A 21064-nucleotide genomic window follows, 5' to 3' on the forward strand; every position below is an offset into this window, starting at 1 on the left:
TCTGCAAAGAGGCCGTTTTTTTTATGCTTGCAGCTTGACCCTCACGTTACGTAAGACATCACACTTCGCCATGAAGCAGCAAAACAGGAGATGCGACAGGATGTTAATTCAGGTAGGCGAACTGGCCCGACGGGCCGGGATCACCGTTCGCACGCTACACCACTACGAGTCGCAGGGTCTGTTATTGCCTTCGGCCCGCACCGAAGCAGGTTACCGGCTTTATAACGCCCGGGACGTTGAACGCTTGCACACCATCCAGGCGTTGACTCAGATGGGGTTAAGCCTTGCTGAAGTGCGGGTCTGTATAGAGAGCCATTCGGTCGGCCTGAGCGACATTATCGGGCAGCAAATCGCTATGCTGGACAGCCAGATTTCGCGCATGACGACGCTGCGTGAAAGGTTGCAGGCATTACGAAACGATATTCATGCGGGCCGGGAACCGAATCTCTCTGAATGGCTAATTACACTGGAGTTGATGAAAATGTACGATCGTTGGTTCAGCAAAGCAGAACTGGAAGCGCTGCCCTTCGCCAGAAAAGATCCGGCGCGGGAAAGCGAATGGGCGGGAATGGTTTGCGAGGTTAAGCGGTTGATGGATCAAAATATCCCTGCCGAAGCGCAGCAGGCGCAGGAGCTGGCGGTCCGCTGGATGACATTGCTGGAGCGCGACACCGCCGGCAAGCCCGATTTCCTGACGCGTCTGAATGAAATGCATGCGAAAGAGCCGCAGATGCAGGCGCAAACCGGCATCACGCCCGATATAGTGGATTATGTAACGCGGGCTTTTGCCGAATCAAAACTCGCGATTTACCAGCGCTACCTGAACCCGCAAGAGTACGCTTACACTCGCGCCCACTATTTTGACCGTATGACAGAGTGGCCGCCCCTGGTGGCAAAACTGCACGCGGCGCAGGCGCAAGGGGTAGCGCCTTCAGGCGACGAAGGGAAACGCCTTGCGGCGAACTGGCTTGAGCTTTTCACCTCTTTTGCCGGAAATAATCCGCAAACCCATAGCAAATTTCGCGAAGCGATGAGCAAAGAGCCTGCGCTTTCCGTCGGCACATGGATGACCCCGGAGGTACTCGGCTGGTTGCAGCAGGCGATAGCGGCGCTGATGCAGAGCAATGCATCAGCTCGCTAACAAAGGGCAATTAAAGATCAGCTAACGCGCTGGCCTGATCCGGGAAAAAAGCAAGGCGCCCAGGGATGGGCTTCATGCCCGCACGCGCCAGGGTGCGTAAAGGCTGAAACTCCAGATTGCAGATACGCAGCTCGCAGCCCGACGGCAGACGTTCGATAAAACGTTGCAGAGCATCCAGCCCGCCAGCATCCAGCACCGGCACTGCGTCCCACTGCATTACCACTGCCCGTTTTCCTTCAGCCTGTTGCAATAGCGGGCTGAAAACCCCTTCCGCCGCGGCGAAAAAGAGCGGCCCGGTCACCCGCACAGCCAGGATGTCATCCGCTACAGCAACAGGTAATGGCGCTGCACGCGTCATGCGCGCCACGCGGCGCATAAACAGCAGCGAGGCCAGCACAATGCCAACGCTAATCGCGATGACCATATCAAACAGCACCGTCAGCGACATGCAAATGAGCATAACGATAATATCGTCATGCGGCGCGTGTCGGAGCAGGTTGACCACTTTATGCGCTTCGCTCATGTTCCACGCCACCATCAGCAGCAGCGCCGCCATGGCGGAAAGCGGCAGCCAGGAGAGCAGTGGCGCCAGCGCCAGCAGAGCCAGAATAACCAGCAGCGAGTGAATAACCGCAGAAACGGGGGATGTTGCCCCGGCGCGCACGTTAGCAGCAGAGCGGGCAATGGCCGCGGTGGCGGTAATGCCGCCAAAGAAAGGCGCGACGAGGTTGCCGAACCCCTGGCCTATCAACTCGCTGTTAGCGTTATGTTTGGTGCCGGTCATGCCATCAAGCACCACGGCGCAAAGCAGGGATTCAATCGCTCCCAGCATCGCCATCGAAAAGGCGGCGGGCAGCAGCGCCTGCAAGGAATCCCAGCTTAGCGTGAAGGTTAAGCCAGGCAGGTTCCACGGCAGAACCAGTTGCGGCAGAAGCGGCGGAATGCCGTTGCCCTGGGCGCCGTCGGCCAGCACATAATGGAAGCGCGAGCCGATAGTCGCGACCTCCGCGCCCAGCAGGTTTGCCACGCCCATGACCGCGCAGCCAGCCAGCAGGGCAGGAAGGTGTCCCGGCAGACGAATACCCAGGCGGGGCCACAGGATCAGCACCGCCAGCGTCACAATGCCGATTGCCGCGTCGCCGACATTCAGCGTTGGCAGCGCCATCGCCAGCGCGCCCACCTTTTGCAGGTAATGTTCCGGTACGTGCGCCATTTCCAGACCAAGGAAATCCTTAATCTGCATGGTAGCGATGGTAATGCCAATACCGGAGGTGAAACCCAGCGTAACGGAAAGCGGAATGTACTCAATCAGCCTGCCGAACCGCGCCAGACCAAAAAGCACCAGAAACAGGCCGGAAAGCAGCGTCGCCATTAACAACCCCGCCAGGCCGAACTGCTGGGCGACGGGGTAGAGAATGACCACAAAAGCCGCGGTCGGGCCGGAAACGCTGAAACGCGAGCCGCCGCTTAGCGCAATCACCATGCCGGCAATCGCCGAGGTATAGAGGCCATACTGCGGGGGCACGCCGCTGCCGATGGCCAGCGCCATGGCAAGCGGAATGGCAATGATCCCGACCGTTACGCCCGCAATCAGATCGCGGGAGAAACGCGAAAGGGTATATTTTTCGCGCCAGCAGGCATCCACCAGCGCGCGGAAAGGCATTATCTGTGAAGAGAACAGGGTTTTCACAATCTTCATCCGGGAGCACATCATTTTTCACGGTTATGAAAAATGAAGGAGGCATAAGTCATACAAATGGTTTACAAAAACAAAAAAACCCGCCGCAGCGGGTTTTTCAGCCTTGTCCGATTAATGCTCGAACATAGCAGAGATAGATTCTTCGTTGCTGATACGACGAATCGCTTCGGCCAGCATGCCAGAGAGGGTCAGCGTACGTACGTTCGGCAGCGCTTTGATCTCTTCAGCCAGCGGAATGGTATCGCAAACCACAACTTCGTCGATAACGGAGTTGCGCAGGTTGCTAACCGCGTTGCCGGAGAAGATAGGGTGCGTTGCATAGGCGAAAACGCGTTTCGCGCCGCGCTCTTTCAGCGCTTCCGCTGCTTTGCACAGGGTGCCGCCGGTGTCGATCATGTCGTCTACCAGCACGCAATCACGGCCTGCGACGTCACCGATGATATGCATCACCTGAGAAACGTTCGCACGCGGGCGACGTTTGTCGATGATAGCCATGTCGGTGTCGTTAAGCAGTTTAGCGATAGCGCGGGCGCGAACCACGCCGCCGATATCCGGGGAAACCACAATCGGGTTGTCCAGATTCTGTTGCAGCATGTCTTCCAGCAGAATCGGGCTGCCGAAAACGTTGTCTACCGGCACGTCGAAGAAGCCCTGAATTTGTTCTGCGTGCAGATCCACGGTAAGTACGCGGTCAACCCCAACGCTCGACAGGAAATCCGCCACCACTTTTGCGGTGATCGGCACGCGGGCGGAACGCACGCGACGGTCCTGACGGGCATAGCCAAAGTAGGGGATAACAGCGGTGATGCGGCCTGCGGAAGCACGGCGCAGCGCATCAACCATTACAACGAGTTCCATCAGGTTGTCGTTGGTAGGGGCACAGGTGGACTGGATGATGAAAATATCACCACCGCGTACATTTTCATTAATTTGTACGCTGACTTCACCGTCGCTAAAGCGACCGACGGCAGCGTCGCCGAGGGAAGTGTACAGGCGGTTGGCAATACGTTGTGCTAGTTCCGGGGTGGCGTTACCAGCAAAAAGCTTCATATCAGGCACGAGAAGAACCTCAGGCATGCGTCCAGTGGTGGATGGCGACTACGCGGCGATAAACGCCATCCAGGCGGTGTATTTAAAGAGCGTGGCGCAACGTCTGGAACGAAGGTGACGTTGTCACCATGGCTCAGCTTGCCCGGAAATGGTTTGCTGTAGCGGCGAAATATTGACGCCTTGCGCAACGAAACCGCGCAGCCACTCCGGGGCTTGCTCAAGCACCTTACGGGCAGCGGACTCGGTGTTAAATTCAGCAAACACGCAAGCGCCAGTGCCTGTCAGGCGCGACGGCGCGTATTCTAACAGCCAGGAAAGCGCGGCATCAACCTCGCGAAAACGTTTTCTTGCGATAAGCTCGCAATCATTGCTGAATTCACAATTTAGTAACGTTTCAATTGACCTGACGGGCGTGTTGCGTGGCAAATCAGGATCTTTAAAGATAACCGGCGTGGGAATGCTTACCCCCGGGTGTGCGACCAGGTACCACTTTTCCGGCGGCGAAACGGGCGTTAAGACTTCGCCCACCCCTTCGGCGAAGGCGGCGTGACCACGTACAAAGACCGGCACGTCCGCGCCTAACCGAACGCCCAGTTCAGCCAGTTCATCTTCACTTAATCCGGTTTGCCACAGATGATTCAGCGCGACTAATACCGTCGCCGCATTGGAAGAGCCGCCGCCCAACCCGCCACCCATGGGCAACCGTTTTTCTACCCCTAAATCGGCCCCGGCGCCTGCCGGCAGACGGTTCGTTTCACGGGCGCGCTGCGCCAGCAGACGCGCTGCGCGCACGATAAGGTTATCTTCATCAGGCACGCCGGCAATGGGCGTCGTCAGCCGCAGTTCGCCGTCATTACGCGGAGTAATAAGCACGGTGTCGCCGTAATTAACGAACTGAAACAGCGTTTGCAGGTTATGGTAGCCGTCGTCGCGACGGCCAGTGATATAAAGAAAAAGGTTCAGCTTTGCCGGCGAAGGCCAACGGGTCATCATTTAACGATCCAGTTATCCATTTTCAACTTGATGCGCTGGTCGCCCTGCGTCAGTTCCAGATTCGAAGGCAAAGCAGGTTGCGTTTTACTGTCGTAGCCGCCGTAAACCACATGCCAGGTTTTGCCGTTTTGCGTGTAGTTCACTTCGCTCAGGCGGTACTGGTTATCCAGTTTATAGTCGGTGGCGTCGCCCGGCAGGCCGAGGATCCACTGGCGCAGGCTGTTGATGGGAATGGGCATGCCGGTCAGTTTGGCAATCATCTCTTCGGCATCGGTGGCGGTGTAGCGCTGGCCTTTGTTATCCACCAGTTGCACGGCGCCCGGCTGGGCATTCAGCTCCATTTCCGTGCTGCCGAGCGGGTTGGTTAACAACAGGCGGTAGCGATCCTGGCCGGTCTGCTGCCAGAAAAAGCGCGCATAAACCTTCTGCTCGTCAGACAAATAAGCAAACGCGCCGCGAGTCTGGTACTGGCTTAAACCGCGCACTTGCTGCTGGTGCTGCTGCCATTGAGGAGAGTCGGGGCTTTTGCCCGGGCCTTTCGGCGCGTTAACGGCGCAGGCGGTAAGAACGAGGCTTGCCAGCGGCAAAAGACGCAAAAAGCGCAGAGATGAAATAGGCATATCGACGTCAAATCCTTGATGCGTGTTGGGGTTATAACCTTTCATGCTAGCGTCCGCGTGCAATAGCGTCTACGTTCAAGTTGTCTTAAATCATGAAATTAACTATTACTCCAAAAGAGGCGGTTCTCTTTTATTGACCTTACGCATCCTGTATGATGCGCGAAGTCAAACCTTATCAACGCTGGTACTATTCCCGCTCACATGACCCTTTTAGCACTCGGCATCAACCACAAAACGGCTCCGGTTTCGCTGCGAGAACGCGTTACGTTTTCGCCGGATACGCTCGACCAGGCGCTGGAAAGCCTGCTCGCGCAGCCAATGGTGCAGGGAGGCGTAGTGCTCTCAACGTGCAACCGCACGGAGCTCTATCTGAGCGTGGAAGAGCAAGAGAATCTTCACGACCGTCTGGTGCGCTGGCTGTGCGACTATCACAACCTTAACGAAGAGGAAGTGCGCAACAGCCTCTACTGGCATCATGATAACGCTGCTGTCAGCCACTTAATGCGCGTTGCCAGCGGGCTGGATTCATTAGTTCTCGGCGAACCGCAAATCCTTGGGCAGGTGAAAAAGGCGTTTGCTGATTCTCAGCGCGGCCATGCAAAAGCCAGCGAACTGGAACGTATGTTCCAGAAATCATTCTCGGTGGCCAAACGCGTGCGTACCGAAACCGATATCGGCGCCAGCGCCGTTTCCGTCGCTTTCGCCGCCTGTACGCTGGCGCGCCAGATTTTCGAATCCCTGTCGAGCGTGACCGTGTTGCTGGTGGGCGCGGGAGAAACCATTGAACTGGTAGCCCGTCATCTTCGCGAGCATGGCGTGAAGAAGATGATTATCGCAAACCGCACCCGCGAGCGCGCCCAGCGCCTGGCGGATGAAGTTGATGCGGAAGTGATCAACCTTGCGGATATCGATGAGCGCCTGAAAGAGGCCGATATTATCATCAGTTCTACCGCCAGCCCGCTGCCTGTTATCGGCAAAGGCATGGTGGAGCGCGCCCTCAAAGCCCGCCGCAATCAGCCGATGCTGCTGGTGGATATCGCCGTACCGCGCGATGTTGAGCCGGAAGTAGGCAAACTCGCCAACGCCTACCTGTACAGCGTTGACGACCTGCAATCTATCATTCAGCACAACCTTGCGCAGCGCAAAGCCGCCGCGGTTGAGGCAGAGTCCATAGTCGAACAGGAAGCGCACGAATTTATGGCCTGGCTGCGCGCGCAAAGCGCCAGCGCGACCATTCGTGAATACCGTAGCCAGGCGGAGCAGGTGAGGGAAGAACTCACCGCGAAAGCCCTGGCCGCGCTGCAACAGGGCGGCGACGCCGAATCTATCATGCAGGATTTAGCGAGAAAACTGACCAACCGCCTTATCCACGCGCCAACCAAATCTCTTCAGCAGGCCGCCCGTGACGGGGACGACGAACGCCTGCATATTCTGCGCAACAGCCTCGGGCTGGAGTAGCGCCACACATATTTATTACAAAAGGTGAACTACCGCCTATGAAGCCTTCTATCGTTGCCAAACTGGAAGCCTTGCAGGAGCGCCATGAAGAAGTTCAGGCGCTTCTGGGTGACGCGAGCACTATCGCCGACCAGGATCGCTTTCGCGCGCTTTCCCGTGAATATGCCCAGTTGAGCGATGTTTCTCGCTGTTTTTTACAGTGGCAACAGGTTCAGGACGATCTGCAAACTGCGGAAAGCCTGCTTGAAGACCCGGAAATGCGCGACATGGCGCAGGAAGAGCTGCGTGAAGCCAAAAGCCGCAGCGAAGAGCTGGAGCAGCAGCTTCAGGTCCTGCTGCTGCCTAAAGATCCGGATGATGAGCGCAACGCCTTTGTTGAAGTTCGCGCCGGCACCGGCGGCGACGAAGCGGCGCTTTTCGCAGGCGATCTGTTCCGTATGTACAGCCGTTATGCAGAAGCGCGCCGCTGGCGCGTGGAGATCATGAGCGCTAACGAAGGCGAACATGGCGGCTATAAAGAAGTGATCGCGAAAATCAGCGGCGAGGGCGTTTACGGACGGCTGAAGTTTGAATCGGGCGGGCATCGCGTACAGCGCGTACCGGCGACGGAATCCCAGGGGCGTATTCATACTTCCGCCTGCACCGTGGCAGTGATGCCGGAGTTACCGGAAGCGGAACTGCCGGACATCAACCCGGCGGACCTGCGCATCGATACCTTCCGCTCCTCCGGCGCGGGCGGCCAGCACGTTAACACCACCGACTCCGCCATCCGTATTACCCACTTGCCGACCGGCATTGTGGTGGAATGCCAGGACGAGCGCTCGCAGCATAAAAACAAAGCCAAAGCGCTGGCGGTGCTGGGCGCGCGCATTCATGCCGCAGAAATGGCGAAGCGCCAGCAGGCGGAAGCCTCCACCCGCCGCAACCTGCTTGGCAGCGGCGACCGCTCCGATCGCAACCGTACCTATAACTTCCCGCAGGGGCGCGTGACCGATCACCGCATCAACCTCACGCTTTATCGTCTTGATGAAGTGATGGAAGGCAAGCTGGACGCGCTCATCGAGCCTATTATTCAGGAACACCAGGCGGACCAGCTGGCTGCGCTGGCCGAGCAGGAATAATGGACTATCAGCACTGGCTTAAGCAGGCCATTGCGCGCTTATCGCAAAGCGAATCTCCGCGCCGGGACGCGGAGATCCTGCTTGGTCTGGTGACCGGCAAACCCCGCACTTTCATTCTCGCCTTTGGCGAAACGATGCTCAGCGATGAAGAAACGCAAAAGCTGGAAACCTTGCTTGCGCGCCGTTCGCAGGGCGAGCCGGTAGCGCACCTGACTGGCGTGCGCGAGTTCTGGTCGCTGCCGCTTTATGTCTCTCCCGCTACGCTAATCCCCCGGCCGGACACGGAATGCCTTGTAGAACAGGCGCTGGCGCGCCTTCCTGCCGGGGCAGGGCAAATTCTTGATTTAGGCACAGGCACCGGCGCCATTGCGCTGGCGCTCGCAAGCGAACGGCCAGATTGCCATGTCACGGCGCTGGACGTGGTGCCGCAAGCCGTTGAACTGGCGCGCCGCAATGCGCAAAATCTCGCCATTCGCAATGTTACTGTGTTGCAAAGCGACTGGTTTAGCGCCTTAAAAGAAGAGCGCTTTACGCTTATTGTCAGCAACCCGCCTTATATTGACGAGGACGATCCGCATCTTGCCCAGGGGGACGTGCGGTTTGAGCCTCGCAGCGCGCTGGTGGCTGACGAAAAGGGGCTGGCGGATCTCAGAACGTTAATTTTCGAGGCGCGCCGCTTTCTTGCGCCGCAAGGCTGGCTATTGTTAGAGCACGGCTGGCGTCAGGGTGAAGCGGTACGGGAGCTTTTTAACGAAGCGGGTTATCATGCGGTGGAAACCTGCCGGGATTATGGCGGCAACGAGCGCCTGACTCTGGGACAATTTCGATAAAAACAGGAGTAATACAGCCATGGCGGCTTATTTTGCACTGAAGCATCTTCATATCCTGACGGTGGTTATCTCCATCAGCCTGTTTGTTTTACGCTACGTCTGGCAATATCGTGGCTCAGCCATGTCGACGAAGCGCTGGGTGCGTATCGTTCCGCATGTTAATGACACTGTTTTGCTGGCGAGCGGTGTTGCGTTAGTGCTCATAACGCACTTTTATCCCTTCACGCCGCAAGGCGCATGGCTGACGGAAAAGCTCTTTGGCGTTATCATCTACATCGCTTTAGGGTTTATCGCGCTGGGTCGACGCCCGCGAAGCCAGCAAACGCGCTGGATTGCGTTTCTGCTGGGGCTGGTGGTGCTTTACATCATCATTAGACTTGCCACCACGAAAATACCGTTATTGGGGTTGATATGAAGTCGTTGGCCGATTTCGAATTTAACAAAGCACCGCTGTGCGACGGCATGGTGCTGGTATCACAACTGATCCGTGATGATTTCCCGGATCAGGAAGTTTATCAACAGCTTGACGCGCTGGTTAGCCTGGCGCGGGAAGAGATTTGCGAAGGGCTCCATCAGGATACGCAGCTTGAGCGTTTGCTTGAGCTGTTTTACGGCGAATGGGGGTTTTCCGACGCGCGCGGCGTTTACCGCCTCTCCGACGCGCTCTGGCTGGATAAAGTGCTGAAAAACCGTCAGGGCAGCGCGGTGTCGCTGGGGGCTATTTTACTCTGGATAGCCGACCGGCTGGAGATCCCGCTGACGCCGGTGATTTTTCCGACGCAGCTGATTTTACGCGCCGACTGGATGGATGGCGAAATGTGGCTGATTAACCCCTTCAACGGGGAAACGCTGGATGAGCACACGCTTGAGGTGTGGCTCAAGGGTAATGTGAATCCGGTGGCCGAACTTTACGTCGACGATTTAGAGGAATCAGAAAACGCCGAGGTCATCCGCAAGCTGCTGGACACACTGAAATCCGCGCTGATGGAAGAGAGCCAGATGGAGCTTGCCCTGCGCACCAGCGAGGCGCTGCTGCAATTTAATCCGGAAGATCCGTATGAGATCCGCGATCGCGGGCTTATCTACGCGCAGCTGGATTGCGAACATGTCGCGCTTAACGACCTGAGCTATTTTGTTGAGCAGTGCCCGGAAGACCCGATTAGCGAAATGATCCGCGCGCAAATCAACTCGATTTCGCATAAGCAGATCACGCTGCACTGATAAGCAAACCGTTTACCGATTTACCGCTGACAAGGGCGAACTTATGAAGCAAAAAGTGGTTAGTATTGGCAATATCAACGTGGCGAACGACCTGCCGTTCGTACTCTTTGGCGGCATGAACGTGCTTGAGTCGCGCGATCTCGCGATGCAAATTTGCGAGCACTACGTCAAAGTGACCGAAAAACTCGGCATCCCTTACGTTTTCAAAGCCTCTTTTGATAAAGCCAACCGCTCCTCCATTCACTCCTATCGCGGTCCGGGCCTGGAAGAAGGGATGAAAATCTTCCAGGAGCTGAAGCAAACCTTCGGCGTGAAAATCATTACTGACGTGCATACCGCTGAGCAGGCGCAGCCGGTTTCCGAAGTGGTGGACGTTATCCAGCTGCCGGCATTTCTGGCGCGCCAGACCGATCTGGTGGAGGCGATGGCGAAAACCGGCGCGGTTATCAACATCAAAAAGCCGCAGTTCATCAGCCCGGGGCAGGTAGGCAACATCGTGGATAAATTCCATGAAGGCGGCAACGACAAGGTGATCCTCTGCGATCGCGGCACTAACTTCGGTTACGACAACCTGGTCGTTGATATGCTCGGCTTTAGCGTGATGAAGAAAGTGTCTGGCAACGCGCCGGTGATTTTCGACGTGACGCACGCGCTGCAATGCCGCGACCCGTTCGGCGCCGCTTCCAGCGGTCGTCGCGCTCAGGTTGCCGAACTGGCGCGCGCTGGCATGGCGACAGGTATTGCGGGGCTGTTTATCGAAGCGCATCCGGACCCGGAACACGCCAAATGCGACGGCCCGTCCGCGCTGCCGCTGGCGAAACTGGAGCCGTTCCTCAAGCAGATCAAAGCCATCGACGATCTGGTGAAAAGCTTCGACGACCTCGATACCAGCAACTAAGGTTCTGGTTAAAGAAAACCCCGCCGCGGCGGGGTTTTTTTTTGCCCGGTGCAAAGCGTTTGGAATAAATTTACACCATGATGAGGTTAGCCGGCAGAATTGCGCATTGCTTAAAAGCAGTAAGCCAGGCAAAGGCGGGTAAAGAAAAACGTTGCCCGCCTGAAGAGAGGAACAATCAAGCAAATATCGTCATCAGATAGGCGGCAAAAAGCGCCAGGTGCGCCGAGCCGTTGAGTACGTTAGTGCGGCCCGTTGAAAAGGAGATTTGGCACAGCACCAGCGAGGCCAGCATTACCACCATCTCCGGCGCGCCCAGCCCAAACACCAGGTCGTTGCCCGTGAGGATCGCAATCAGCGTTACCGTCGGCACAGTAAGGGAAATCGTCGCCAGCACCGAGCCGAAAAACAGGTTCATGGCGCGCTGCACCTGATTATTCAGCACCGCTTTTAACGCCCCCAGCCCTTCAGGCGAGAGGATAAGCAGCGCCACCAGGAAACCGGTAAAAGAGACCGGCGCGTTGAGGTGCGTCAGGAGGGCTTCCAGCGGGTTAGCGTTCATCTTGGTGACCGCGATAACCGCGATTAAATGCACAACCAGCCAGACGGCATGCCACAGGTTGCTGTGCGCCGAAGGTTTACCATGATGCGGATCATCGTCGTCGCCTTCATCTTCATGCTCATAGACAAACAGACTCTGATGCGTTTTGGTCTGGATCAGCAAAAATACCCCATACATGGCGGCGGAAATCAGCGCCACCAGCAGCGACTGGGCCGTCGTAAAATTACCGCCAGGCAACGCCATCGGGAAAACCAGCACAATCACTGCCAGCGGGAAAAGCGCGATCAAGTACTGTTTAATGCCAAACAGGTTTACATATTGGGTAGCGAATTTGCGCCCGCCCAGCAGCAGCGCGAAGCCTACCAGCCCGCCGGTCACAATCATGATGATGGAATAAAGCGTATCGCGCATAAGCGTCGGCGCGGCGTCGCCTGTCGCCATCAGGGCGGAAATCAGGCTGACTTCAAGAATAACCACCGAAAGGCTGAGGATCAGCGACCCGTACGGCTCGCCCAGGCGATGCGCCAGTACGTCGGCGTGGCGCACCACGCTAAACGCGCTGCAAAGAATGGCTATCAGGGAAAGGATATTGATGCCCACTATCGCTGGCAGCGACTGGCTCCCGCCCCACAGGGCCAGGACCGCCAGCGCCAGTACCGGAAAAATGAGCGTGGTCTCCTTGTGGCGGGTTTTTACCGCCTCATGTGTTGTTTTGGTCATTAACGTTCTCCAGAGTGGCGGATCTTTATCATTATAGTGAGCAAATTTGCTGCGCATAAAATAGCAAACATGCGCTTTTCCCGTGAGATATTTACGTACTTTTACGGCTTTCGCCCCGTTTTTCACTGAAAGCCTGGAAAATAACGTCTTTGTTTAGATTACGTTTATTTGCCAGCGGCATGGAGATGAACGCGCTCAAGCTTTTCCCGGCGCTGGCGCAGGCGCGGATCCTGTTCCACACTTAGCGTTATTGCAAAAACAGGAGAAAAACCGATGCCATACGATTCCCGCAGCGATTTACCGGACAATGTCACTAACGTATTGCCCGCTCACGCCCAGGATATCTATAAAGAGGCTTTTAACAGCGCCTGGGATCAGTACAAAGATAAAGAAGACCGTCGCGGTGACGACAGCCGCGAAGAGACCGCGCATAAGGTCGCCTGGGCTGCGGTAAAAAAAGAGTATGAAAAAGGCGACGATGACAAATGGCATAAGAAAAAATAAGGGTTATTTAATGCGTTGATTCGCCGATACCTTTACCGCCCGATCGCCTATTCTGGCAGCAAATGATGACGGTTATGTGTTTTTGTGATGACCGTCACCCTTGCCAGCGCCACGCTAATTGCATATCGTCAGCAGTATTGCTTTCTAAATGAACAGCAATAATGCCTGGAAAGCGCTTAAAAATGGCAGGGACGAAAGCAGTAGCAGTGGCGGAGGTAGATTGTGTTAACGCGTGATTTCTTAATGAAAGCGGACTGTAAAACGGCGTTTGGCGCTATTGAGGAATCCTTACTCTGGTCGCCGGAGCAGCGCGCCGCGTCGCTGGCTGCAACCCTTGCCTGCCGGCCAGACGACGGCCCGGTGTGGATTTTCGGCTACGGTTCGCTGATGTGGAACCCGGCGCTGGAGTTCGAAGAGTGCGCGCCGGGTACGCTGCCGGGGTGGCATCGCGCTTTTTGCCTGCGCCTGACAGCCGGGCGCGGCACCGCCTGCCAGCCAGGCCGCATGCTGGCGCTAAAAGAGGGCGGGCGCACAACCGGCGTCGCTTACCGTCTGCCGGAGGCGCAACTTGAAGCTGAGCTGTCGTTACTGTGGAAGCGCGAGATGATTACCGGCTGCTATCTGCCAAGCTGGTGCAAACTTGAGCTTGACGACGGACGCACCATCAACGCGCTGGTTTTTATTATGGACCCGCGCCATCCGCTCTATGAACCAGACACCCGCGCCCGGGTTATCGCCCCGCTTATCGCCACCGCCAGCGGGCCGCTTGGCACTAACGCGCAATATCTTTTCTCGCTGGAGCAGGAGCTGAAAAAGCTCGGCATGCAGGATGACTGTCTGGACGAACTGGTAGGTGAAGTGCGCGCCTGGCAGCAGCGCGGCGAAGGGGACGCAGAGCTGCGTCCCGGGTTCGCCTGATCCCTCCGCTGGCGCGGAGGGGAATAAAATCAGGCCGCAACGTAGCTCACAGAGTGTTCCAGCGACTGGCTGCGGCTGTCGATTAATACATTCCATAAACCGCTGTAAGGCACCGTCAGATAAGCGCTGCTGCGATCCTGCACGCTAAGAATATCCGCCTCATCCGTCGACGCTTTCGCGCTCATCAAGTGGATATGGCATTTATCCGAGCAACGAACCACCACCGTATCGCCGCCAAATAATTTCAGAGTCGTTTTTACCAAAGCCATTTTTACCCCCGCTCATCATGTGAAATTGCTGTTTCAGCCGGAACGAAGGCTGAAAACAGAGAAGTTGTTCACAAAACCTGCCTTGCATAACACCAAAGAGGGAGTAAACCGATGCTGACTTTGATCAAAAAAAAGAATAAGCCATAAACTTTTGTGACAATCTGCCTGAAACCTTTCAGCGGGCGCGCCATTATGTGTAAAGAACGCGCCCGCGCAGAGTTAAATACGGAAATGGCCTGCTGTCTCCGCCAGTTCCCCCGCCTGGCTTTGTAAGGCGCCAGCGGCAGCGGCGGACTGCACCACCAGTTCCGCGTTCTGTTGCACCATGCGGTCCAGATGCACGACGGCATGGTTAATCTCCTGAATACCCTTCATCTGTTCACTGGTCGCGACAGTGATTTCTCGCATGATGCCGGAGACACTGCCAATGCTGCTGACAATTTCCTGCATCGACTCTCCCGCCTGTCGCACATAGCGGGAGCCTGTCGCCACGCTGCTGGTGGTGGAATCAATAAGCGATTTAATCTCCTTCGCCGCCTGCGCGCTGCGGCTGGCGAGGCTTCGCACTTCGCCGGCCACCACCGCGAAGCCGCGACCCTGTTCGCCGGCCCGTGCGGCTTCCACCGCAGCATTCAGCGCCAGGATATTGGTCTGAAAAGCGATGCCGTCGATAACGCTGGTAATATCGCCAATTTTCGAAGAGGCGGTTTCGATTATCTGCATGGTGTCGATAGCGCGGGTAACCACCTCGCCGCCGCGGCTCGCCACTTCCGAGGCGTTCTGCGCCTGGCCGCTCGCCTGGGCGGCAGCCTCGGTGGACTGCGCGACGGAGGCGGTAATTTGCTCTACGGCGCTGGCGGTTTCGCGCAGGCTGGAGGCGGCCTGCTCGGTGCGCCCGGAAAGATCCTGGTTGCCCGCCGCGATTTCATTGGCCGCCACCTTCACCGAGGCGCTGGCGTCACGCAACTGACCCATCACCACCGAAAGTTTGTCGCTGAAGGCGTTAAACGCGTGCGCTATCTGCGCCACTTCGTCTTTGCCATGCTCCGGCAGGCGTTGTGAAAGGTCATTCGTACCGGTGCTGATGGCATGCATGGCGTCGCGAATGGTCAGCAAGCGCGCAAGCAGCTTTGCAACCAGCAGGTGCACCAGCGCGCCCGCCACCAGCACCAGCACAATCAGCGAAAAGGCGGAAGCGTTAAGCTGCGCCCGCATGCCGGAGGTGGCGTCGTCTTTGTCCAGCGCCACCACCAGGTACCACTGCGTGCCCGGCACTTTTGACGCCAGCAGCTGTTTTTCTACCCCCTCCATTTCGCCGCTCTCGCTTTCCTGCTCCTGGATAAGCTCCCTGAAATCAACGCCGGAAACCGCATCGCCGAAGGGTTTAAGCGTCAGCGCCGCGTTGCTGGCGGCAATCACTGAACCATCAGCATTCACCAGCATGCCGCTGCTGTGTTCTGTAGGGCGGATGCTGCGCACGTTGGCGATAACGCTTTCCATCGACAGATCGCCCGCCACCACGGCGGCGAGTTCGCCATTGCGCTTCACCGGCACGGCGAAAGTCACAACCAGTTTGCCGGTGCCGGCATCGACGTAAGGCGCGGTAACGACGGGCGCATCGGCTTTCAGCGCCTGCTGATACCAGGGGCGAAGGGTCGGATCGTAGTCGGCGGGCACGCCGGTCGGGTCGGAGAATTTCGCGGTTTTACCCGGGTAGCCAACATAAACATTGGTAAATCCGCCCGCGGCGGCGATCTGGCGAAATACCGGAACCGGGTCATCGTTAACCGCTACGGCATCCAGCGACTGGACAACCGTCATCTTGTTTTTAACCCAGTCGGCAACCGCCAGCCTGTGGCTTGCACTGGTGCTGCGCAGCGTTTCAAGGCGTGTCTGCTGGTTATCGTTGCGAGAAACCAGGTAATTGAACACGGTATTTAGCAAAAGCGCGACAACGAGACAGCCAGCGGTGGCGGCGATTATCCGCGTGCGAATGGAAGTGAACATAGTAAGTACCCTGCTGTGTGGTTATAAAAGGGCTATCGGCAACCCCAGCAGGGACTTGATGACCAACGTCGCAGTATAAGAAAAAAGTATTACCCGGCGGTGATTATTAGAAAGTTAACACTTTATCCGCCGCAAGCGTCCACTGCGCAAGCTCCACCAGCGTGCCGACAGTCACGCCGTCCGCCAGCGGCAAATCGGTGATGCCGCGCCCGTCGGTGCAGGTTTTGCACAGCTTCACCGGCACGCCCTGGGCGGTCAGGATCTCAAGCATCTGCTGAATGTTATAGCCCTCGGCAGGGCGCTGGCCGCGCAGCCCGGCCGTCACGGCGTCAGACATCAGAAAGAGTCTCAGCGTCAGGCTCTCGTCCTGTTCGCGCAGCGCGATAGCCAGCCGCAGGCTGTTGAATAACGACTCGCTGCCGTAGGCGGCGCCATTCGCGATAATCACGATATTTTGCATATTCGCTCCTTTGCCCGGAAGGCACAGTTATTGCTTAGGTTAAAGAAATCCAGTTACGGGAGAGGCGGGATGCGCAATCCATCCGACCAGCCAACAGAGGCGCTGAGCTGGTTTCATTTTGCCCGCGAGCAGCAACGGCGGCAGCGCGAAGCCGGGTTGCATGTGGGCGAATGGGCCAGCCGGATAAGCCATCTGGTTCATATGCTACAGCGCGAACGGGGGGCTTCCAACATCTGGCTCTGTTCCGCAGGGCAACTCTTCGCCCGCGAAGTGCCGTTTTGTATCAGCCAGTCGGACGAACAGCTGGCCGCGCTGCGCGAGCGTCTGGCGGCGCCAGGCCTGGCGGTTAATGCCGCAATCGCCGCACGGCTGGCCTGCGCGTTCTGGTATCTGGAGTCGCTGCCTGCGCTTCGCAACCGCATCCGCAGGCGCGAAATCGAGCCGGAGGCGGCGATGGAGCAGTTCAGCCAGACCATTGCGCATTTGCTGAGCATTGTGCCGGAAGCAAACGACACGCTGGATGACGCCAGTCTCGCCCGGGCGCTCACGGCGCTTTACAGTTTTATGCAGGGCAAAGAGCTGGTAGGGCAGGAGCGGGCGGTAGGCGCGATAGGCTTTGCCCGGGGCGATTTCAGCGCACCGCTGCGCCAGATGCTGGTTGACCGTATTGACGGGCAGCAACGCTGTTTCTCCACTTTCGCCGCGCTGGCGGAAACCGCGCTGGCTGAGGAGTTTCACGCCCAGGGTGAAGCCACCCGTGAAACGGAGCAGTTGCGTCGGCTGGCCTGTACGCGCATGCCGGCAAATACCGAAACGGCGGAACTGGCGGTGCGCTGGTTCGCGCTGCAAACCAGCCGGCTCGACAGGCTTCGTGAAACCGAGGAAAAGCTTATCGCTTCCCTGCAACAGGTGGCGCATGTGCAGTTTGACCAGGCAATGCCAGGCGGCGAGGCGGATGAAGAGGCGTTTGCCCGCTGGGTTGGCGCTCACGCCTGTCAGGATGCCGCCGTCGCCCTGGACCGCCATCTTTTGCCGCTGGTACGTCAACAGGCGAGGCAGCTTGAAGCGCTGAGTCGCCAGCTCGCTTCGCTGCAAGAGACGCTGGAAGAGCGCAAGCTCATTGATAAAGCCAAGAGTTTGCTGATCCGCCATCAGCAAATGAGCGAAGAGCAAGCCTGGCAGCAGTTGCGAAAGCTGGCGATGAACCAGAATAAACGGATGGTGGAAATTGCCCGCGCCATGCTCGCCGTGGCCGATTTATGGCCGGTAACACCAAAGGAGTAGTTGCACAGTAAAAGGGCATTTTTTGCCTGGTGATGGTGCGGGGCGGGAGTTCTTCTGCCTCCTCGGGTAAAAGCCGGGTGAAGGGCAATAACGGCTTGCCCATAGAAGGCGGTAACGCGCTGAGCGCAGATAAAACGGCTAAGCCTGCGTCTTTCAACCTGTTGCCCGAAGAGAAGCGAGAAGGCGCTAAGTTATCGTCCGGCGTAAACGCTATAACCTGGCACAGCCTTTGCTTATTTATTTCTGACAGACATTTTCCGGCAGTCCGCCAACGGCGGCGGGCCAACCGGAAAGGATAAAGGCGTCCTGCAATGTGCTCGCACATTGCCGGGCGCTTTTTTTTTGCATTTTTTCAGGAGCCGATATGAGCGATTCGCCTTTCACCTTCTCCCGTCGCCGCTTTCTACAGGCCGGTGCTGCGCTTGGGAGCGCCGCGTTGCTGCCGGGGCTGATGAACAGCGCCTGGGCTGGCGGGTCCGACGCCCCGGAACGCACCACCGTTAAGGTCGGGTTTATTCCGTTGACCGACTGCGCCCCGGTGGTGATGGCCGCCCTGAAAGGGTTTGATAAAAAGCACGGGATCGCGATTGTGCCGAGTAAAGAGGCGAGCTGGGCGGCGGTGCGCGACAAGCTGGTTTCCGGCGAACTCGATGCCGCCCACGTGCTTTATGGGCTGCTTTACGGCCTGGAGCTCGGCATCGCGGGCAAAAAGCAGGCGATGGCGAACCTGATGACTCTTAACCGCAACGGGCAGGCGATCACGCTCTCGGCTGATTTACAGCAAAAGGGCATTACCGATGCCGCGGGGCTGAAAAAGCTTATCGCAGGGGCGGAACCGGGCGCTTACACCTTCGCCCATACCTTTCCGACAGGCACCCACGCCATGTGGCTTTACTACTGGCTTGCCGCGGCGGGCATCGATCCCTTTAACGACGTGCGTACCGTGGTGGTGCCGCCGCCGCAAATGGTAATGAACATGCGCATCGGCAACATGGTCGGCTTTTGCGTGGGCGAACCGTGGAATGCCCGCGCCATTAACGACCGTATCGGCTTTACCGCCGCCACCTCGCAGTCCATTTTTCCCGACCATCCGGAAAAAGTGCTCGGCACCCGCAACGCATGGGTGGAACAAAACCCCAATACCGCCCGCGCGTTAACGGCGGCGGTGCTGGAGGCGGCGCGCTGGATTGACGCCTCTGATGATAACCGGCGTGAAACCGCCCGCGTCCTTGCCAGACGCGCTTACCTCAACACCAAAGAACAGTACCTCACGCCGCGCATGCTCGGCGATTACGACAACGGCATCGGCAAGCGCTGGCGCGACGCGCACGGCATGCGCTTCTTCGCCGACGGCGACGTCAACTATCCGTGGCTTTCCGACGGCATGTGGTTCCTGACGCAGTTCAGGCGCTGGGGGCTGCTGAAGAGCGATCCGGATTACCGCGCTGTAGCGCAAAGCATCAACCGCACCGATATCTACGCCCAGGCAGCAACGGCCGCAGGCAATGTGGCGCTGCCCGCATCGCCTTTACGCGCCAGCCAGCTTATGGACGGTTCCCGCTGGGATGGCGCCGATCCGGCCGCCTACGCCGCCAGCTTTTCACTTCATCGTCAGGGGTAAACACAATGAAACAGGCGCAACAACGAGAGATCACGCCGCAGCCGCAACCCGCCCGCGCGGAAGTGATAACCATGCCGAAACCGCCAGCGCGAAAGCATCGCCCGCAGTGGCAAACCAGGGTTAACGCCGCGCTTTTGCGCGTGATCCCGGCGCTGCTGGGAATAGGGCTGCTGCTGGTGGCATGGCAAATCGCCGCCCTTAACAGCAAAGGGTTTCCCACACCGCTCAGCACGCTCGACTCGGCGTTAACGCTCTTCGCCGACCCGTTTTATAACGAAGGGCCGAACGATCAAGGCATCGGCTGGAATGTGCTTGCCTCGCTAATGCGCGTGGCCGTGGGCTTTGGCCTCGCCGCGCTGGTCGGCATTCCGCTCGGCTTCCTGATTGGCCGCTTCACTTTCTTTTCGCGCATGTTCACGCCGCTCATCGCGCTGCTGCGCCCGGTCAGCCCGCTCGCCTGGCTGCCCATCGGCCTGCTGCTGTTTCAGAAGGCGGAACCGGCGTCGAGCTGGACGATTTTCATCTGCTCTATCTGGCCGATGGTGATTAACACCGCCGACGGGGTAAAGCGCATTCCCGAAGACTACCTCAACGTCGCCCGCGTGTTGCAGCTCTCTGAGTGGACGGTAATGCGCCGCATTCTGTTTCCGGCGGTGTTGCCTGCGGTGCTCACCGGCGTGCGGCTCTCTATAGGCATCGCCTGGCTGGTGATTGTCGCCGCGGAAATGCTCACCGGCGGCCTCGGCATCGGCTTTTGGATCTGGAACGAGTGGAACAACCTCAACGTGGAAAACATTCTCATCGCCATCGTCATTATCGGCGTGGTCGGTCTGTTGCTGGAGCAGGGGCTGATGCTTGTCGCCCGCCGCTTTAGCTGGCAGGAAAAATAAGGAGCGCGCATGAAACCGATTATTCAGGTCCAGAACGTCAGCCAGCGTTTTTCTACCGCCAGCGGCGACTTCCTGGCGTTGCAGAACGTGAGTTTCGATATCTGTGAAGGCGAAACCGTCAGCCTTATCGGCCATTCCGGCTGCGGCAAATCAACGCTGCTTAACCTCATCGCCGGGATCACTTTGCCGAGCGAAGGCGGGCTGCTGTGCGATAACCGCGAAATCGCCGGTCCCGGCCCCGAGCGCGCCGTGGTGTTTCAGAACCACTCGCTGCTGCCCTGGCTTACCTGCTTTGACAACGTGGCGCTGGCGGTCGACCAGGTCTTTAAGAAGAGCATGAGCAAAAGCGAACGCCGGGAATGGATAGTCCACAACCTTGAGCGGGTGCAGATGGGCCATGCGCTGAACAAGCGTCCGGGGGAAATTTCCGGCGGCATGAAGCAGCGCGTCGGCATCGCCAGAGCGCTGGCGATGAAGCCGAAAGTGCTGCTGATGGATGAACCTTTTGGCGCGCTCGATGCGCTCACCCGCGCCCATCTCCAGGACGCCGTTATGCACATTCAACAGGAACTGAACACCACCATCGTGCTGATCACGCACGACGTGGACGAAGCGGTGTTGCTTTCTGACCGCGTGCTGATGATGACCAACGGCCCGGCGGCGACGGTGGGCGAAGCGCTGGAGGTCGATTTGCCGCGCCCGCGCAACCGCGTGCAACTGGCGCAAGAGAGCCGCTATCACCACCTGCGCCAGCGCATTCTCCACTTCCTTTACGAAAAACAGCCGAAGGCGGCGTAAGGA

Annotated in this window: 21 protein-coding genes; 13 read left to right on the forward strand and 8 right to left on the reverse strand. The window is 57.9% G+C overall.

The genetic code is table 11. The features are described from left to right. The first annotated feature begins 100 nt into the window (after positions 1–100). The gene (locus tag DW56_RS03555) at positions 101–1141 is read left to right on the forward strand and encodes a MerR family transcriptional regulator (RefSeq protein ID WP_024553862.1); all 1041 of its coding nucleotides are present in this window, start codon (positions 101–103) and stop codon (positions 1139–1141) included. Positions 1142–1151: 10 nt separating this feature from the next. On the opposite strand, the gene dauA is transcribed toward DW56_RS03555, so the two are convergent. The 4 genes from dauA to lolB all read right to left on the reverse strand — a co-directional run bounded on the left by dauA (position 1152) and on the right by lolB (position 5503). Further along, a complete protein-coding gene (gene dauA / locus DW56_RS03560; RefSeq protein WP_024553863.1) occupies positions 1152–2831 on the reverse strand; it encodes a C4-dicarboxylic acid transporter DauA in 1680 nt (559 codons plus the stop codon). A 120-nt stretch (positions 2832–2951) separates the two neighbouring features. Continuing rightward, positions 2952–3899, reverse strand: a complete 948-nt coding sequence (gene prs, locus DW56_RS03565) for a ribose-phosphate diphosphokinase (protein WP_024553864.1) — start codon at positions 3897–3899, stop codon at positions 2952–2954. Between the two features lie 114 nt (positions 3900–4013). Further along, positions 4014–4880, reverse strand: coding sequence for a 4-(cytidine 5'-diphospho)-2-C-methyl-D-erythritol kinase (ispE, locus tag DW56_RS03570; protein ID WP_024553865.1), 867 nt, complete (start codon positions 4878–4880; stop codon positions 4014–4016). Next, a complete protein-coding gene (gene lolB, locus DW56_RS03575) occupies positions 4880–5503 on the reverse strand; it encodes a lipoprotein insertase outer membrane protein LolB (RefSeq protein WP_024553866.1) in 624 nt (207 codons plus the stop codon). The genes ispE and lolB overlap by 1 nt, the downstream gene beginning before the upstream one ends. Before the next feature lie 201 nt (positions 5504–5704). On the opposite strand from lolB, the gene hemA reads away from it, so the two are divergent. From hemA to kdsA, 6 genes are read left to right on the forward strand one after another with little or no spacing between them, the layout of a single operon-like run. Then, positions 5705–6961 (forward strand): glutamyl-tRNA reductase, encoded by a 1257-nt coding sequence (hemA, locus tag DW56_RS03580; RefSeq protein ID WP_024562131.1) that lies wholly within the window; start codon positions 5705–5707, stop codon positions 6959–6961. Between the two features lie 38 nt (positions 6962–6999). Beyond that, positions 7000–8082, forward strand: a complete 1083-nt coding sequence (gene prfA, locus DW56_RS03585) for a peptide chain release factor 1 (RefSeq protein WP_024562132.1) — start codon at positions 7000–7002, stop codon at positions 8080–8082. Next, positions 8082–8912 carry a peptide chain release factor N(5)-glutamine methyltransferase gene (gene prmC / locus DW56_RS03590; RefSeq protein WP_029697434.1) on the forward strand — a complete coding sequence of 277 codons (831 nt, stop codon included), beginning with the start codon at positions 8082–8084 and terminating at the stop codon, positions 8910–8912. The genes prfA and prmC overlap by 1 nt, the downstream gene beginning before the upstream one ends. Before the next feature lie 19 nt (positions 8913–8931). After that, positions 8932–9327, forward strand: coding sequence for a SirB2 family protein (locus tag DW56_RS03595; protein ID WP_024552832.1), 396 nt, complete (start codon positions 8932–8934; stop codon positions 9325–9327). Beyond that, positions 9324–10133, forward strand: coding sequence for an invasion regulator SirB1 (gene sirB1 / locus DW56_RS03600; protein ID WP_024552831.1), 810 nt, complete (start codon positions 9324–9326; stop codon positions 10131–10133). The genes DW56_RS03595 and sirB1 overlap by 4 nt, the downstream gene beginning before the upstream one ends. A 43-nt stretch (positions 10134–10176) precedes the next feature. Continuing rightward, a complete protein-coding gene (gene kdsA / locus DW56_RS03605; protein ID WP_024552830.1) occupies positions 10177–11031 on the forward strand; it encodes a 3-deoxy-8-phosphooctulonate synthase in 855 nt (284 codons plus the stop codon). A gap of 175 nt (positions 11032–11206) precedes the next feature. Here the strand turns inward: kdsA and chaA are convergent, their stop codons facing one another. Continuing rightward, on the reverse strand, positions 11207–12310 hold the full coding sequence (gene chaA, locus DW56_RS03610) for a sodium-potassium/proton antiporter ChaA (RefSeq protein ID WP_024554082.1): 1104 nt from the start codon (positions 12308–12310) through the stop codon (positions 11207–11209). 273 nt (positions 12311–12583) lie between these two features. Here chaA and chaB point away from each other — a divergent pair, with 273 nt between their 5' ends. Together chaB and DW56_RS03620 are read left to right on the forward strand one after the other, a co-directional pair. After that, positions 12584–12814, forward strand: coding sequence for a putative cation transport regulator ChaB (gene chaB, locus DW56_RS03615; RefSeq protein ID WP_024554083.1), 231 nt, complete (start codon positions 12584–12586; stop codon positions 12812–12814). Positions 12815–13036: 222 nt separating this feature from the next. Further along, positions 13037–13732 (forward strand): gamma-glutamylcyclotransferase, encoded by a 696-nt coding sequence (locus DW56_RS03620; protein WP_024562133.1) that lies wholly within the window; start codon positions 13037–13039, stop codon positions 13730–13732. 29 nt (positions 13733–13761) lie between these two features. Here DW56_RS03620 and DW56_RS03625 read toward each other — a convergent pair whose 3' ends face one another. The 3 genes from DW56_RS03625 to DW56_RS03635 all read right to left on the reverse strand — a co-directional run bounded on the left by DW56_RS03625 (position 13762) and on the right by DW56_RS03635 (position 16468). Further along, positions 13762–14001 carry a DUF1883 domain-containing protein gene (locus tag DW56_RS03625; protein WP_024555143.1) on the reverse strand — a complete coding sequence of 80 codons (240 nt, stop codon included), beginning with the start codon at positions 13999–14001 and terminating at the stop codon, positions 13762–13764. 219 nt (positions 14002–14220) lie between these two features. Further along, positions 14221–16008, reverse strand: coding sequence for a methyl-accepting chemotaxis protein (locus DW56_RS03630; RefSeq protein WP_024555144.1), 1788 nt, complete (start codon positions 16006–16008; stop codon positions 14221–14223). A 106-nt stretch (positions 16009–16114) separates the two neighbouring features. After that, a complete protein-coding gene (locus DW56_RS03635; RefSeq protein WP_024555145.1) occupies positions 16115–16468 on the reverse strand; it encodes a DsrE/DsrF/TusD sulfur relay family protein in 354 nt (117 codons plus the stop codon). Positions 16469–16537: 69 nt separating this feature from the next. On the opposite strand from DW56_RS03635, the gene DW56_RS03640 reads away from it, so the two are divergent. From DW56_RS03640 to DW56_RS03655, 4 genes are all read left to right on the forward strand, one after another. Further along, on the forward strand, positions 16538–17752 hold the full coding sequence (locus tag DW56_RS03640; protein ID WP_024555146.1) for a nitrate regulatory protein: 1215 nt from the start codon (positions 16538–16540) through the stop codon (positions 17750–17752). A gap of 364 nt (positions 17753–18116) precedes the next feature. Further along, entirely contained in the window at positions 18117–19373 is a 1257-nt protein-coding gene (locus DW56_RS03645) for a CmpA/NrtA family ABC transporter substrate-binding protein (protein WP_024555147.1), read from the forward strand. A gap of 71 nt (positions 19374–19444) precedes the next feature. Next, complete coding sequence (gene ntrB, locus DW56_RS03650) at positions 19445–20263, forward strand: nitrate ABC transporter permease (protein ID WP_235048765.1); 819 nt, start codon at positions 19445–19447, stop codon at positions 20261–20263. A gap of 9 nt (positions 20264–20272) precedes the next feature. Next, positions 20273–21061, forward strand: coding sequence for an ABC transporter ATP-binding protein (locus DW56_RS03655; protein WP_024562135.1), 789 nt, complete (start codon positions 20273–20275; stop codon positions 21059–21061). Positions 21062–21064 lie beyond the last annotated feature (3 nt).

The sequence above is a fragment of the Franconibacter helveticus LMG 23732 genome (assembly GCF_000463115.2).
Classification (GTDB): Bacteria; Pseudomonadota; Gammaproteobacteria; order Enterobacterales; family Enterobacteriaceae; genus Franconibacter; species Franconibacter helveticus.